Below are 13,443 nucleotides of genomic sequence, written 5' to 3'. Positions count from 1 at the left end.
GGATTATGGACAGCGTTTCGATACCTGAAAGAATTGATTATGTAGGCAAGTTTATAGAGATCATACGAGGCCGGTGGAAAGCAAAGTCAGTCAAAAAAACTTCTTTTGCGGATACATTGGACAGCATTTTGTTGGATCCAAGGGAGAAGGACCTGATCGCTGACCAAATATTGGCCACATTGTTCTCTACCAAGTTCGTATCTCTGTTTACTGAATCCGAAATCGGATCTAACAAAGGCTTTTTTTCAGACGCTTCTGCTCGGCTAAGTTTCAAATTTCTTCCTCCTGTCAACGAAACGAGCGAACTTCGCACTCACTTTGACCTGCTTTTTTGTGATAAAAAAGATTACCAGTGGGTACAGGCGATCCCCGACGAAAAATGGGCCGGGTTTCTCCAAAGTCTTTTTATCGATATCAGTCCTACCGTCCGAAAATACATTGAAAAAGAATTTCTCAATTCCATACTGATCCTCGCACAGCGCGCAACTACGTTAGGCGTAGATCCAGAGGTGGTTTCCAAAATCCCGAGAGTCGATGACCTGGACTCCCCTTTTTTGGGCCTGAATCGGGAAGTAATGTTGTATGTCGAGAATACATTGAATTCAACAGATTACACTGCAGCTGACCAAGGCAATGATTACAAACATATCCTGGTGATGATCAGCCAGTGTAAAAGTCAGATCAGCTACATTTATAAACATAAGGATGTCTTCGGCATCAGTTTGCAGCTTACCTACCTCGTGAGGCAGATAGAGCAGTACCTTCGCAGGCTTTCGCAGTTGCTGGAAGTATTACAAACTACTGATCCTGAACGAAAATGGCTGGTGATCGTCACATTGCTTAAAGAATTTGTCTACGCCGAAAACACCAAATACAGTCTCCGGAAGCACTTTTCCACGAATCTTCAATTGCTCGCTTTTAAAGTAATCGAAAACACGTCCAAAACCGGCGAGCATTACATTGCTTCCGATAAATCAGAGTACTGGAAGCTGTTTGGGAAAGCGCTGGGTGGCGGGATCATTGTCGCATTTCTTTGTGCCAATAAAACCCGGCTGTATTTTCAACATCTGCCTATTTTCTGGGAAGCTTTCTTTTACAGTCTGAATTACTCCGTCGGCTTCATGCTGATCCACATTCTCGGTTTTTCGATAGCTACCAAGCAGCCAGCGATGACGGCATCGACCATTGCGGCCAACCTCAGCAACAACGGTGAAAACCCCGACTGGCTCAATTCGACCACGACGTTGCTCATCAGGCTGATCAGGAGTCAGTTTATCTCACTGGTCGGCAATGCGAGTATTGCGTTTCCCGTGGCATACGGGCTAGATTGGCTATATTACCGATACTTCGGCTATCACATTGCAGATCCCGCGAAGGCGATCAAGCTTATTACCGAGCTCAATGTATGGGAAAGTCTGGCGCTCCCTCACGCTGCGCTGGCCGGCTTGTATTTAATGATCTCAGGCTTGATATCGGGATATTATGAAAATAAATGGATCTACAATAAATATACATTACGGGTTCGCAGCCACCGGAAACTGATCCGTTTTTTTGGTCAGGAAAAACTGGACCGTATTGCATATTATTTTGAAAGGAATTTTGGCGGACTGGCGGGTAACCTTTTCTTAGGCATTTTCCTCGGCTCCACCAGCGCGATCGGTTTCACTTTCGGACTGCCGCTGGATATCAGGCACATTACCTTCGCATCAGGTAATTTCGGGATTGCCGTCGCCGGGCTCGACAACTATGTATCAACAGATCTGTGGCTCAATTCTGTGATCGGTATCGCCGGTATAGGTATCATGAATGTGGTAGTCAGTTTCGGTCTTTCCATTGCGTTTGCATTGAAATCACGAAATGCAAAGATGAGCGAAGTGAAAAGCCTCCTCGGAAACCTATCGTGGCAGTTTTTCCACCATGGCACAGCATTCTTTTTTCCGGTTAAAAATGTCGTTGAAACCCAGGAAGAATTGGAGGAAGCTTAAAGCAGCCTCGTTTATAAGATTGCAATTCGTGCTTTTGATCCTTATTTTTACGTGATTGCCTATTTCGGCGTTCATTTCGTTATTAGAAAAACATCGTTACCAGTTAACATACCCGCTTAAAAGAAGAAATTCAGTATGACCAGAATTTTCGTTTTGTCCTTTTTTATTCTGTTTTCGAATGCATTACAGGCCCAGTCAAGTCTGCAGAAAGTTTTCGGACAAAAAATGGATCTGCCTGAAAACCGGGACATTGGCACTCAGGTACTCCGGATGGCCGAATCTTTTATGGGGACGCCGTATGTAGGAGGCACACTGGAAGGTAACCCTACTGAAAAGCTTGTTTGCAAGTTCGATGGGCTGGATTGTACGACACTCGTGGAGAGTTCTATCTCGCTTGCGGTAGCGAAGGCTGAAAACCCCACTTACGAAGGTTTTAAAAACGAGCTGACCAAACTACGTTACCGCCAGGGTGAAATCGACGGCTATCCTTCCAGGCTGCATTATATTCTGGATTGGATGTATGAAAATGAAAAACGCGGACGCCTGGAAGACATTACTGCGAAAGTAGGCGGCGTACCATTCAAAAAGGAGATCAACTTTATGACCAACCATGCCAATCTTTACGCTCCGCTGGCGGAAAGTGAAGTTTGGGAAAAAGTAAAGGAACAGGAAAACCAAATCAATTCCCGCGAGCATTCCTATATTCCGAAAGCGGGCATTCAAAAGGCCGAACCCATGTTGCACGATGGCGACATTGTCGCTTTTACGTCGTCCGTAGAAGGGCTGGATGTGAACCACATGGGAATTATAAGTAAAGTAGGGAGCCGGGCCTACCTTATTCACGCTTCATTATCCGGAAAGAAAGTGATCATGTCCAGCGTTCCGTTGGCAGAGTATGTAGCCTCTGTACCCAAACACACAGGCATGATCGTGGCTCGCCTCAATGATATCTGATTCAATGGACCCATTTTTTGAATTGCTTGATTACAAAAACACACCCTGGTTGATCATTCTGCTTGCAGGCGTTATTGGCCTGATCGTGAGTGTTATGCTGATCAGTCTGATTAAAATAACCGCTTCAAAAAAGCAATGGAGGGCGGTTCGCGCCATCCGTGAAAACCTGAGCAGCGTACTCTACTTCTTCGTTCCGCTTGTTTTTATTACCGCTGTTTTAAAAACCTATTCGCTTTCTAATCCACATTACGAGTGGTCCTTTGCCATCAGTAAAACGGCCCTCATTGCCGTCACAACCTGGCTGATCGCAAGGATTGTAATTATTGTAGAAAAGATACTGATCGACCAGCTTGATTTTGATACGCCGGATAACAATCAGGCGAGGCGGATGTTTACCAAGATCAAGTTTGTCAAGAGGATCGTGATTATTCTGATCGTTACCATTGGTGTTTCCATCCTCTTACTAAGCTTCGACAGTGTGCGGCAGTACGGTGTAGGGATACTGACGTCTGCCGGAATTTTCAGTGTGATTATCGGTTTTGCCGCTCAAAAATCACTAGCCAATTTAATGGCCGGAATCCAGATCGCTTTTACCCAACCCATTAAAATTGACGATGTGGTGATCGTTGAAGGCGAATGGGGACGCATCGAGGAAATTAACCTGACTTACGTGGTGGTCAATATCTGGGATTTAAGAAGAATTGTTCTGCCGATTACTTATTTCATCGAAACCCCTTTTCAAAACTGGACACGTAATGACAGTGCGCTGATCGGTACTGCCTTTTTTCAACTGAATTACCTTACTCCCGTACCCAAACTCAGGGAAAAACTGAAAGATATACTGAACCAAACCCCGCTCTGGGATGGCCGCTCTTGGGCATTGCAAGTCACTGACACACAAGGGCAACTCATGGTAGTAAGAGCTTTGATGTCCGCCAGAAATTCTTCCGAAACCTTTGATTTGCGGTGCTTCGTCAGAGAGAAACTGATTGAATTTATTGTACAGGAATATCCCGATGCGCTTCCTTCTACCCGGGTCGAGGACTTTAAAATGGGCCCTGTCGGATTTCCCAAGGCTGGTGTATAAAAAATTGGCCTCCGGAATATCCAGAGGCCAGTCTTTTCTTACTACTCACCTAACTCAATTTAACTTAATACAGTTTGTCTTTGATTTTTTCTGGCGGCCAGCGGGTGATCAGACGATGCGCGATGGTGTTCAAAACCAATCAACTCCATACGCCCTCCCTCCTGCTCATAGTCGTTTTTATATCTCGTAATATTCTCCATTACAGTATGGTCAACATAGGGTGTCAAAGAAAAATCCACCTGCACCATTCTACCTTTCGGGATCGCTTCCAATTTGCCTTTCAGACTCAGATAATTGGTAAAAACAGCAGCCCTGGGCACATTGACGAAATAAATATCCTTAATCACAGTCACCCCGATCTTGGGATTAAAAATGTGCGAAAGTTTAACGCCATAGATGAGCTGGATAATCGTTTTCACTAAAATGCCGCACCCTATCCCGGTCAGCAGGTCGGTGCTCAAAGTTGCTACAATGGTGACCAGGAATATGATCAGCTGCTCTTTTCCGATATGGTAAATGTCGGTGAATTCGGCGGGTGAGGCCAAACGAAAACCGATGAATATCAACATTGTCGCCAGGGCTGCTACCGGAACCAATTTGATCACCGGCGAAAGGAACAGGACGAAGATCAGCAAGCATAATCCCAGGAATAAATTAACCCAGCGCGTTTTACCTCCATTATTTATATTAGCGGAACTCCGTACTACCTCTGAGATCATAGGAACGCCACCAAAAATACCCGCAACTACATTCGCTGTTCCAACCGCTTTCAGATCTTGGCTTAGGTCAGATGTGCGTTTGTAGGGATCCAGCAGATCAATTGCTCTCACTGTCAGCAAAGATTGAAGACTTCCTACCAGTGCGAACATAGCGACATACTTGATGAAAACAGGCAGCAAATCGGCCGACAATCCCGCGAAACTTACATTGAAACCCATTGAAAACGCTCCTGGATTGATCAAGGGTTCAAAATCGGCAAATGAAGGTTCGGACAGATGAAATACCCTGCCAAGTCCAATGGCAACGACCATCACGACCAATGCTGGCGGAATCTTTTTCAGGAACGAAAACGAGAGATACCGCCATCCAAACATGATCATTAAACCCACCAGACCAATGATCGCGATATGATACTCCATATGAACGAGGCTATGAGGGATCATTTCCAGCAATTCAATTGGCCCCTTCCCTTTCAATTCCACCGGCGGAATACCTACTGCCAGGTGAATTTGCTTAGCCATGATCATGATGCCGATCGCAGCCAGCATGCCGTGCACGGCCGAAAGCGGAAAAAATTCAGCAAGCCTGGGCAGTTTTGAAAATCCAACAAAAACCTGAATAATACCAGCCACAACGATTGCACCCAAAGTCAGCCGCCACCCCAAAACCGAGTTACCCCGGCCAAGTTCATTGACAGCTCCTGCGGTGATAACGATCAGACCTGCGGCCGGCCCTTTGATCGTCATCTCCGAATTGGTAATAAAAGAAACCACTATACCTCCTATAATAGCAGTCAAAACACCCATCATCGGCGGAAAATTACTCGCACCGGCAATACTTAAACTGAGTGGTAAAGCAATTAGAGATACCAGAAAACCGGACAACAGGTCACCCTTCCAGTTTTCCGTTACCCCCCTGAAACCCGCGGCAGGCTTCTTTATTGCTAAATTCATAACCATTATCTGGATTGAGAAGTGATATGCTTTCCGATCAACAGGAGGCTTTCCCGATATTGATGTAATGCAGTCAGGAAAACTTCAAAGCATGTACAAATCAAGACAGTTGATTTATGCTACAAAAAACATTTGTAGGTGTTAAATGCACATTAACACAGAATTAAAAGAGAATTAAAAAGGCGGGAAGCGCAAAACGAAGGTAGTACCGGCACCCAGCTTTGACTCTACATCTATGCTGGCTCCCTGCATGTTAATGATCCGTTTGGTCAATGCAAGGCCTATTCCATAACCAGCTTCACTGATGGTAGTGGCACTCCTGTAAAAAGTATCGAAGATGTAGGGAAGCTCGGCCTGGTCGATCCCAACGCCGATGTCTTTGAAATAGATTTTAATGAGGTCTTTTTGAATTTCGAGGAACACATTGACTGCTTTGTTCGAGGAATACTTGCACGCATTGTCCATGAGGTTCATGAATGCAGTGCGCAGAAGGCTTTCGTCGCCGTATCGTTTCAGCTGTTCTTCATCGTCAGGGATCTGATCGTAATGAATGTGCACGTCGTAACCAGGATTTTTCTGTTGGATCGAAGCTTTGGCCTGCCATAGCACCTCATCCACGCGGATTTTAGAAAAAGTTACTTTGAATGCATGCTCTTCGGTGCGGGCGAGTTCCAGCAGCCTGCTTACCAGCTCGTTCATTTCCTTGGCTTCCGCCCAAATTCCTTTCAGTGCATCCTGGTACTCAGGCCCGGTCCTTTCTTTCATCAGGCCCAGTTCCGCCTCGCTCATGATCAACGCAAGTGGTGTACGCAGCTCATGCGAGGCGTGCGACACGAAGTTTTTTTGCGCCACAAAGGCAATTTCCACACGGTTCAGCATTTGGTTGAACGTCTGCGCGAGCAAAGCCAGCTCGTCCTTCTCCCTTCCCACGGTCACTTTTTCATGAAGGTTACCCGCCGAAATGTTATTAACCTGATCGATAATGTCGGAAACGGGCTTAATGGCATCATTTGCAAATTGCCAGCCAGCTACGCCCACCAGCACAAGCGACAGCAGCCAGCCGATCACCAGGATTTCGCGGAGCCGCTGCAACTGGTTCATGCCCGGGTAATCTTTGGCAACAGCCACTACTACCCACGGCTTTCGGTGATCCTGCAAGATATGGCGAATGATAATGACCTCGTTTTTCTGGTATTTCGTATGGATTTCTTTTCCTCCCCTCGCCTCGGTCAGCATCGCCTTCGAGAGGACGAAACTTTCTTTTCCACTGGTGAAAACTACTGAATCGGAGCCGTCGTAGATCGTGATCTCTTCGTCCAGCAGGACAGTATTGTTCTCTTTTTCGATTTTTTCAATGTCATCTTTGCTAATCCCGGTGCTTGCTTCTACTAATTGTGCTATGGTTTGTCCGCGCTCATTCAAAAAGGAATAAAATTGCTTTTCACGATATTGATCGTAAAAGTAGTAAATGGACAGGCAGAACAAGGCCATGATGGAACCCACCAGCATGGTAAAAAGCAGCGTTAGCCGGGACTTGATGTTCATTCTTCTTTGAAGATATAACCCATACCCACCACTGTGTGAATCAACTTGTTAGGATAATCCTTGTCTACTTTTTTTCTCAAAAAATTAATGTAGACGTCGATCACATTGGTACCAGTATCAAAACGAATGTCCCACACTTGCTCAGCAATGTCCACACGAGACACTACCCGCCCGCGGTTACGCATGAGGTATTCTAATAATGCAAATTCCTTGGCCGTCAGATCGATGCGGTTACCTCCTCTGCGTGCGACTTTTTCGTCCAGGTTCAGTTCCAGATCAGCCAGGCTCAGTACCTGATTCGATTGGTCCCGCGAATTATTTCTTTGCGAAAGCACTTTGATCCGCGCGATCAGTTCGCGGAATTCAAATGGCTTAACGAGGTAGTCGTCACCGCCCGCCTCAAATCCGTCCAGCTTGTCATCAATGGTCCCTAATGCTGTTAAAAAGAGGATCGGGGTCGCAAGTCCGTCGTTGCGCAGCTGCTTGGCGAGGTCATACCCGTTGAGCAGTGGCAGATTCACATCCAGGATGATCACGTCGAACCGGTAATTGGATGCCATCTTTTTCCCAACCTGTCCGTCATAGGCTAATTCCACTTCCCAGGATTGTTCTTCAAGGCCGCGTTTCAGAAAGCCAGCGAGTTTGGGTTCATCTTCAACGATTAATATTTTCATAGGATTGATCAAGCGATTAGAGATGCCAAATGTTGCATACAATTTTTCATAAAAAAAGGCTGTCCGAAACAACGGGCAGCCTTTTTGTCTATATCCACACCATTAGAACGTTTGTACTTTTCAAAATACTACGTTCTATTATAATGCAAAATATGAAATTTAAATTATAAACAATAGGTATTTCTCTATTTTGACAAAATTTCATGTAGGTTTCAGTAGTAGTCGGTTCCGTTATCTAAATCCGAGCGATCATCGAAAGCGCCGTAGTCATCTTCTTCCAATCTCATTCCTTTTATGGCCTTTTTAATGAGCCCGATTTGCCCCGCATGATACACATCATGCTGAATCACACCGTGTATCATGGTATAATATGAGTAGTCGCGGCCCGGCACAAACTCTTCCAGAAAGCTGTCGCTCGCGATCTTTTCCAGTTCAGACACCAGCTCTTCCTGCGATAGGCTCAGCTCCATCTGCAAAGCTTCCCATTCAAATTCATCCACTACCGGAATTTTCTTCCAGTCTTTGTCCTCTGTCTTGATATCAAACTCGGCATCGCCTTGAATTTTACGCACCGCAAAAATCCGCCAGGTGGTCATGTGGTAGACAATTTCAGCGATAGAGTGCGTGTTGCTGCTTAGCCTGACTTCAGCCATTTTGGGTGTTACATCCCGCAGGGCCTCCACCACGGATGGGCCATACCATGCTTCTTCACTTTCGTAGGTGTCGTTCAGTACGTCTATGATTCTTAAAATCTCTTCTTTTGTTTCCATATTTTTTAATTAAAGCACCACGCTAATGTACATTCTTTCGTCTCAATGATGATCCAAATTTCTTCTAAGTATTAAAGAGTTATTTTCCCTGAAACCATACTCTTCTTCGGCACTTCATGCATATCAATCTGTTATGATTGTAAACAAATAGTTTCCCAAATCGTATTATTGAGAGGTTTTGGAGATAGTTACAACCAATTTTCCCGGATAATAGTCTCTTAAAATGTAGTTTTTATTTTAAACTAAAAAATCGAGCGGGAAATAACCAAAAATAAAATGTTCGATTTCAAATTTCGTTTATTTAACAAATTTTAAATGCAAGACCAAAATGTTAAAAAGAGCCTCAATAATCCTACTGATAGCCGGCCTGGGTCTGACTTCCTGCTCCAAAGATCCGATAAGTGACCTTTCCACAGAAGAAACACTGGTTTATGTAACCAACCACGACAAATCAGCCGACTACAAACAGTACAAAACTTTCAGTATCGTCGATTCAGTGCTGGTCGTTGAAAATGAACGGTCGGGTACAGCACTTACAGATATCGATCGCGCGTTGCTACAGCGCATCATGACTAACATGCAAAACCTTGGATACAAGTATGTTAATCCAAAAAATAAGCCCGACGTAGGTATCAATGCTGCCTGGATTACCAACACTTATCTCAATGTGGTTTCTCAGCCATCGTCCTACTACGGCGGATACTGGGGTGGCGGATACGGATATGGTTACCCGAGCTACTACAATTATTACGAAACCAGCGAAAGTTACTGGCTGGTATCCATGGTGGATTTTAAGAACCCGAATACTGCCGACAAAACCTTCAATGTGATCTGGGATGCCCAAATCCGCGGCGCAGGCATAGGAGAGTCACAGTTTATCGACAAAATGGTTGACTCTGTTTTCGGACAGTCCGATTATTTAAAAATCAATTGAAATGAAAAAACTGATCATTATAGCCCTGTTTCTTTCAGGCGGGTTGACTGCGTACGCACAGGAAAAACCCAAACTTTACACTTTGCCGTCCCCATTTGAACGTTACACGCATTACCTCGCTACCGCGCGCTTCATGGGTGCCGTACCGCTTGGGTCGTTTGCTGACAATTATATCGACAAGGCTTCCTTCCAAAACTTTTCCATATCCATTGAATGGATTTTGAGAAACTCCCCGATCTCTGTCGGAGGTGAACTTGGCTCGACCTATTTCGAGAAAAGAATCCCGAGAGCGATATACGAAAACGGCGACGAAACGCTTTCGGCTGTGCAAACAAGGACATTATCTCAGTATCCGGTAGAACTTTTTGGAAACTACAGCTTTTTGCCCAAAAATGCCACCATACAGCCATACGTACAGCTGAGCGGCGGTGTGAGTATCGTCGATTATACATTATACTACGGAAGCCTGTCGACCCAGCATCAGAAAGTGGCACCCAAATATGGTATCGGCGTCGGTTCCAGGTTTCTCTTCAAAAAAGACGGCTCATTCGGCCTGGATGTTCGGGTCAAGTACGACGGCACCTCCTATAAGCATGAGTACATTGAAAAAGGAGTATCTTCGGTAAATGGCTCAGTGGGCGTTTTCTACCGCTGGTGGTAATCTTCATAATGTGGTACGTAAAAACAGGATTTTGTCAAAAACATCGCTTCTTTGGGTTACTGGTATCATAGTTGTTCTGGCCGGTTCGGGCATTTGGGCCTGGAACCGTTTCGGCCCTACCAATGCCCAGTCGTATCCCGAAATAACCAATGGCTTTCCGATTGCGAAAACCATTGATTCTTCTTCTAATGCCTGCGATCTCGTTGTGAGGCGCTACCGGCAAATCGGAATGGAAATGCAGTTTGAACTCGCTGCCAATGCGGGTGGTCTGGCGCCTTACAATGTCCAGATCACTCAGAATGGGAAGGTACAGCAGTTCAATGATCTGCCTCACCGGTACGGAACATGGCTCACGATTCCGAAAGCTGAGCTAGCAGCCGGCCCGGCACAGATCAAAGTGACCAGCCTCGGCCAGAAGGGTTGTGAAACCAGCGCTGCATTTGACTTTGACGGCAGCATTAAAGACGAAATTCCTGATGCTAGTTCCTGGATCAGGCATGGAAGCAAAGACAACTGGCTCGATGTCAGACCTGTAAATAAAAACGGAAAATTATATCTGAAAGATTTTGGCAACTACCAGGACGGCAGGACCAAGGTGGTCATGATCGACGGTATTGCAGTCAATGATCTGGAAAAAGGCATTGAAGTCAAACCTGGCTATCTTTATTCCGTAACGGCAAGGTGGATCGATGCTCCTTATAGCGACTGGTGGAACCCGGTACGAAACCGTTCCCTGCGCCAGCAAAATCTTTGGATATCCGGTAAAGTTGCCTCCAAAGCAAATTCAGTTTTGACGAAAATTGAGATCCCGGAATGGTTTTCTCCACCGAGCGGACTTAATGTAGCATTCGACACCAAGTTTCCTGAATTCCAGCCCATTGAAGGTAAACTGGTCATGCAGTACCGGCTGAACAATTTTGTCCCTTCGATCAATTATTACAATCGTGGAGTCAAGTACCTGTTCAATGGCGAAGGGGATTTGCCTGTTTCCAAAATGCATTATACTGCTACGCCCAATTATTTTAACGATAAAGACGAAAAATGGTTTGGTCAGCTTTCCAAGGAGGAGGTAGAAGCAAAGGCAGGTGTACCGGGTTTTGGGGTTTATGCTTTTGATTTCGAGTTCTGGAACCAGCATTACACGCCTGAAGTAAAGCAGCGCCTGATCTGGTTTTCGGAGGTTATCAAAAGAAATCACCCTGACATGCACCTGATGGACTATTGGGGCGGCGGTGCTTACACCAATCCTCACATTAATAAAGTGGGTGGAGCGAGTCCAAAAGATTTCATGAAGGATTACGAAGATCCGAAGGCGAATAATTCCAATTTTGACATCTTACCAAACGGTGAAAGTTTTAGGAAGTTATTCAATACAACGCCGATAGATGTTTACCCGAAACCCATGTTCGGTACCGACGAGCAGGGGAATTCACCCAATAATTTTGTCCTGCTTTCCGCTGTACATTCGCTCAGAATCAACCAATTAATCCCTTATCAGAAAAATAATAAATTCATTTTTTACGGTTGGAACAGGTACATGCCCTTGTATAAGGACCCGATCGTTCCCTGGAACTATCAGCTGACCGATCCAAAAGGTGAACTGATCATGAACCAACTGGAAATGATGCCAGCCAGCCAGGCGCTAAGCTTTTCATTATTTTCACTCATTATGTTCGACGGCTACTACCTATGGCAGGACGCAGGACCAAGTGGGAATGATCCGAATGCTTACCATGTTTCCAAAGATGGTCCCGGCTGGGGATTTGAATGGTACCCGATCGACGGCAAAACGCCTGAAAGTGAAATTGGAAAAAACCGGAAAAGCAAAGGCGACGCACCAGCATACTGGGACTTCCCTACCGAATATTATGTACTGGGCAACTGGATGGCAAAGCAAGTAGAGGACGTGCTCAAAGGAGGTACCAACCGGGATCTCGCATTTCAGCTCGATGGAAAATGGCTTGAACCCAAAAAAGAGCAGGCATTGATTTCCATTGATCAGAAACAACCTTTCATTACCTCGATTATTAAAGGAAATCAGATTGTCGTTTTGGGCGTCGATTCGTTCCAATCACCCAATGCTAATCGCGAGCTGAAAGTAAAGTTGCCGGATGGAACAGAAACTACCATTGAGCTCTACGGTAACTGGCCATCGCTGTACCGCGGCACGCTAAAAAAATAGCATTCAAGTTCTCAGACAGCATTTAAACCAAAAATCACAGCCCGGGCTGTGATTTTTGGTTTACGATATTCTTACATAACTACCCAGCCATTTCAGGAGAGTGCCATATTTATGCATAATTTCCTTGACCGGCTCATCATCCGCATGCCCCAGGAACTCCACCAAAAACCACGTCCTGAATGCAGCCTCCCCACGTAATGGCCTGCTTTCAATTTTCGTAAGGTTAATGCCACGGTCATTGAAGTCTTTCAGGAATTCATACAGTACGCCGGGACGGTTGGTATTGGGCAAATTCGCGATAATGGTAGTCTTGTCATCATCACTTTTAATGTTAACAAAATCTTTGGCCAGGATCAAAAACCGGGTCCGGTTCTGATCGCTGTCCTCAATGTTGTCAAAAAGGATAGGTACTCCAAAAAGTCGCGCTGAAATAGATGAGCAAATCGCTGCTGAATCTACTTCCTGCCCCGCCAGTTTAGCTGCTTTCGAGGTCGACTCTACCGGTATCAGCTCTATTCCCATTCCTTCGAGGTATTCATTGATGAATTTCCCGCACTGCCGGAATGCTATATCTTTCGAGTAGATGCGCTTAATATCTTTCAGGCTGTCGGACTGAGAAGCAAAGGTAAAATGCACCTGCAACAGCACCTCGGCCACAATGGACAGATTCTTTTCTCTCAAAAAATCAACCGTTTCGATAACGATACCTTCCTGATTATTTTCAATGGGTACCACCCCGAATTTGGCCCTGCCAGTCTCCACGCTTTCAAAAACAGAGTGAATGGTAGGCAGTACCAGATACTCGCTCATCCCACCGAACCGGCTTTCTGCGGCCTGATGTGTAAAACTTCCCTCTGGTCCCAGATATGATATTCTTTCCGGTAATTCGAGATTACGGGAAACAGCGAAAATTTCGAAGAAAATGGCATCAATAGCCTGCCGCGTCAAGAGGCCGTTGTTTCGCTTTTCAAGCCTGTC

At 45.4% G+C, this 13,443-nt stretch carries 11 protein-coding genes; 6 read left to right on the top strand and 5 right to left on the bottom strand.

From position 1 onward, the window contains the following. The first annotated feature begins 5 nt into the window (after window positions 1-5). The 3 genes from ABIO93_RS27025 to ABIO93_RS27015 all read left to right on the top strand — a co-directional run bounded on the left by ABIO93_RS27025 (window position 6) and on the right by ABIO93_RS27015 (window position 4,026). Entirely contained in the window at window positions 6-1,985 is a 1,980-nt protein-coding gene (locus ABIO93_RS27025) for a site-specific recombinase (protein WP_348073129.1), read from the top strand. Window positions 1,986-2,120: 135 nt separating this feature from the next. Further along, a complete protein-coding gene (locus ABIO93_RS27020; protein WP_348073128.1) occupies window positions 2,121-2,939 on the top strand; it encodes an N-acetylmuramoyl-L-alanine amidase-like domain-containing protein in 819 nt (272 codons plus the stop codon). Window positions 2,940-2,943: 4 nt separating this feature from the next. Then, window positions 2,944-4,026, top strand: coding sequence for a mechanosensitive ion channel domain-containing protein (locus ABIO93_RS27015; protein WP_348073127.1), 1,083 nt, complete (start codon window positions 2,944-2,946; stop codon window positions 4,024-4,026). Between the two features lie 59 nt (window positions 4,027-4,085). Here the strand turns inward: ABIO93_RS27015 and ABIO93_RS27010 are convergent, their stop codons facing one another. The 4 genes from ABIO93_RS27010 to ABIO93_RS26995 form a co-directional block, all read right to left on the bottom strand. Beyond that, a complete protein-coding gene (locus ABIO93_RS27010) occupies window positions 4,086-5,699 on the bottom strand; it encodes a SulP family inorganic anion transporter (protein WP_348073126.1) in 1,614 nt (537 codons plus the stop codon). A 174-nt stretch (window positions 5,700-5,873) separates the two neighbouring features. Next, window positions 5,874-7,244: a HAMP domain-containing sensor histidine kinase gene (locus ABIO93_RS27005; protein ID WP_348073125.1), complete on the bottom strand. Its 1,371-nt coding sequence runs from the start codon at window positions 7,242-7,244 to the stop codon at window positions 5,874-5,876. Beyond that, the gene (locus ABIO93_RS27000) at window positions 7,241-7,918 is read right to left on the bottom strand and encodes a response regulator transcription factor (RefSeq protein WP_244821859.1); all 678 of its coding nucleotides are present in this window, start codon (window positions 7,916-7,918) and stop codon (window positions 7,241-7,243) included. The genes ABIO93_RS27005 and ABIO93_RS27000 overlap by 4 nt, the downstream gene beginning before the upstream one ends. A gap of 212 nt (window positions 7,919-8,130) precedes the next feature. Continuing rightward, window positions 8,131-8,688, bottom strand: a complete 558-nt coding sequence (locus ABIO93_RS26995; protein WP_348073124.1) for a DinB family protein — start codon at window positions 8,686-8,688, stop codon at window positions 8,131-8,133. Between the two features lie 328 nt (window positions 8,689-9,016). On the opposite strand from ABIO93_RS26995, the gene ABIO93_RS26990 reads away from it, so the two are divergent. Genes ABIO93_RS26990 through ABIO93_RS26980 form a run of 3 tightly spaced genes read left to right on the top strand, consistent with a single transcriptional unit; the run spans window position 9,017 to window position 12,465 of the window. After that, window positions 9,017-9,622, top strand: coding sequence for a DUF4136 domain-containing protein (locus ABIO93_RS26990; RefSeq protein WP_348073123.1), 606 nt, complete (start codon window positions 9,017-9,019; stop codon window positions 9,620-9,622). A gap of 1 nt (window position 9,623) precedes the next feature. Beyond that, window positions 9,624-10,283 carry a hypothetical protein gene (locus tag ABIO93_RS26985; protein WP_348073122.1) on the top strand — a complete coding sequence of 220 codons (660 nt, stop codon included), beginning with the start codon at window positions 9,624-9,626 and terminating at the stop codon, window positions 10,281-10,283. Continuing rightward, on the top strand, window positions 10,249-12,465 hold the full coding sequence (locus ABIO93_RS26980; RefSeq protein WP_348073121.1) for a hypothetical protein: 2,217 nt from the start codon (window positions 10,249-10,251) through the stop codon (window positions 12,463-12,465). Before ABIO93_RS26985 ends, ABIO93_RS26980 begins: the two co-directional genes overlap by 35 nt. 60 nt (window positions 12,466-12,525) lie before the next feature. Here the strand turns inward: ABIO93_RS26980 and pheA are convergent. Next, the coding region (gene pheA / locus ABIO93_RS26975) for a prephenate dehydratase (protein WP_348073120.1) at window positions 12,526-13,443 on the bottom strand (918 nt) is incomplete at its 5' end.

This window comes from Dyadobacter sp., from assembly GCF_039919315.1.
Lineage (GTDB): Bacteria > Bacteroidota > Bacteroidia > Cytophagales > Spirosomataceae > Dyadobacter.
This window is presented reverse-complemented; position numbering and strand designations above follow the sequence as displayed.

Excerpts from the sequence above, each read along its gene's own strand:
- ABIO93_RS26985 (WP_348073122.1), top strand. The coding sequence starts at position 9,624 with ATGAAAAAACTGATCATTATAGCCCTGTTTCTTTCAGGCGGGTTGACT.
- ABIO93_RS27015 (WP_348073127.1), top strand. The coding sequence starts at position 2,944 with ATGGACCCATTTTTTGAATTGCTTGATTACAAAAACACACCCTGGTTG.
- ABIO93_RS27025 (WP_348073129.1), top strand. The coding sequence starts at position 6 with ATGGACAGCGTTTCGATACCTGAAAGAATTGATTATGTAGGCAAGTTT.
- ABIO93_RS27005 (WP_348073125.1), bottom strand. The coding sequence starts at position 7,244 with ATGAACATCAAGTCCCGGCTAACGCTGCTTTTTACCATGCTGGTGGGT.
- ABIO93_RS27010 (WP_348073126.1), bottom strand. The coding sequence starts at position 5,699 with ATGAATTTAGCAATAAAGAAGCCTGCCGCGGGTTTCAGGGGGGTAACG.
- ABIO93_RS27000 (WP_244821859.1), bottom strand. The coding sequence starts at position 7,918 with ATGAAAATATTAATCGTTGAAGATGAACCCAAACTCGCTGGCTTTCTG.
- ABIO93_RS26990 (WP_348073123.1), top strand. The coding sequence starts at position 9,017 with ATGTTAAAAAGAGCCTCAATAATCCTACTGATAGCCGGCCTGGGTCTG.
- ABIO93_RS26980 (WP_348073121.1), top strand. The coding sequence starts at position 10,249 with ATGGCTCAGTGGGCGTTTTCTACCGCTGGTGGTAATCTTCATAATGTG.
- ABIO93_RS27020 (WP_348073128.1), top strand. The coding sequence starts at position 2,121 with ATGACCAGAATTTTCGTTTTGTCCTTTTTTATTCTGTTTTCGAATGCA.
- ABIO93_RS26995 (WP_348073124.1), bottom strand. The coding sequence starts at position 8,688 with ATGGAAACAAAAGAAGAGATTTTAAGAATCATAGACGTACTGAACGAC.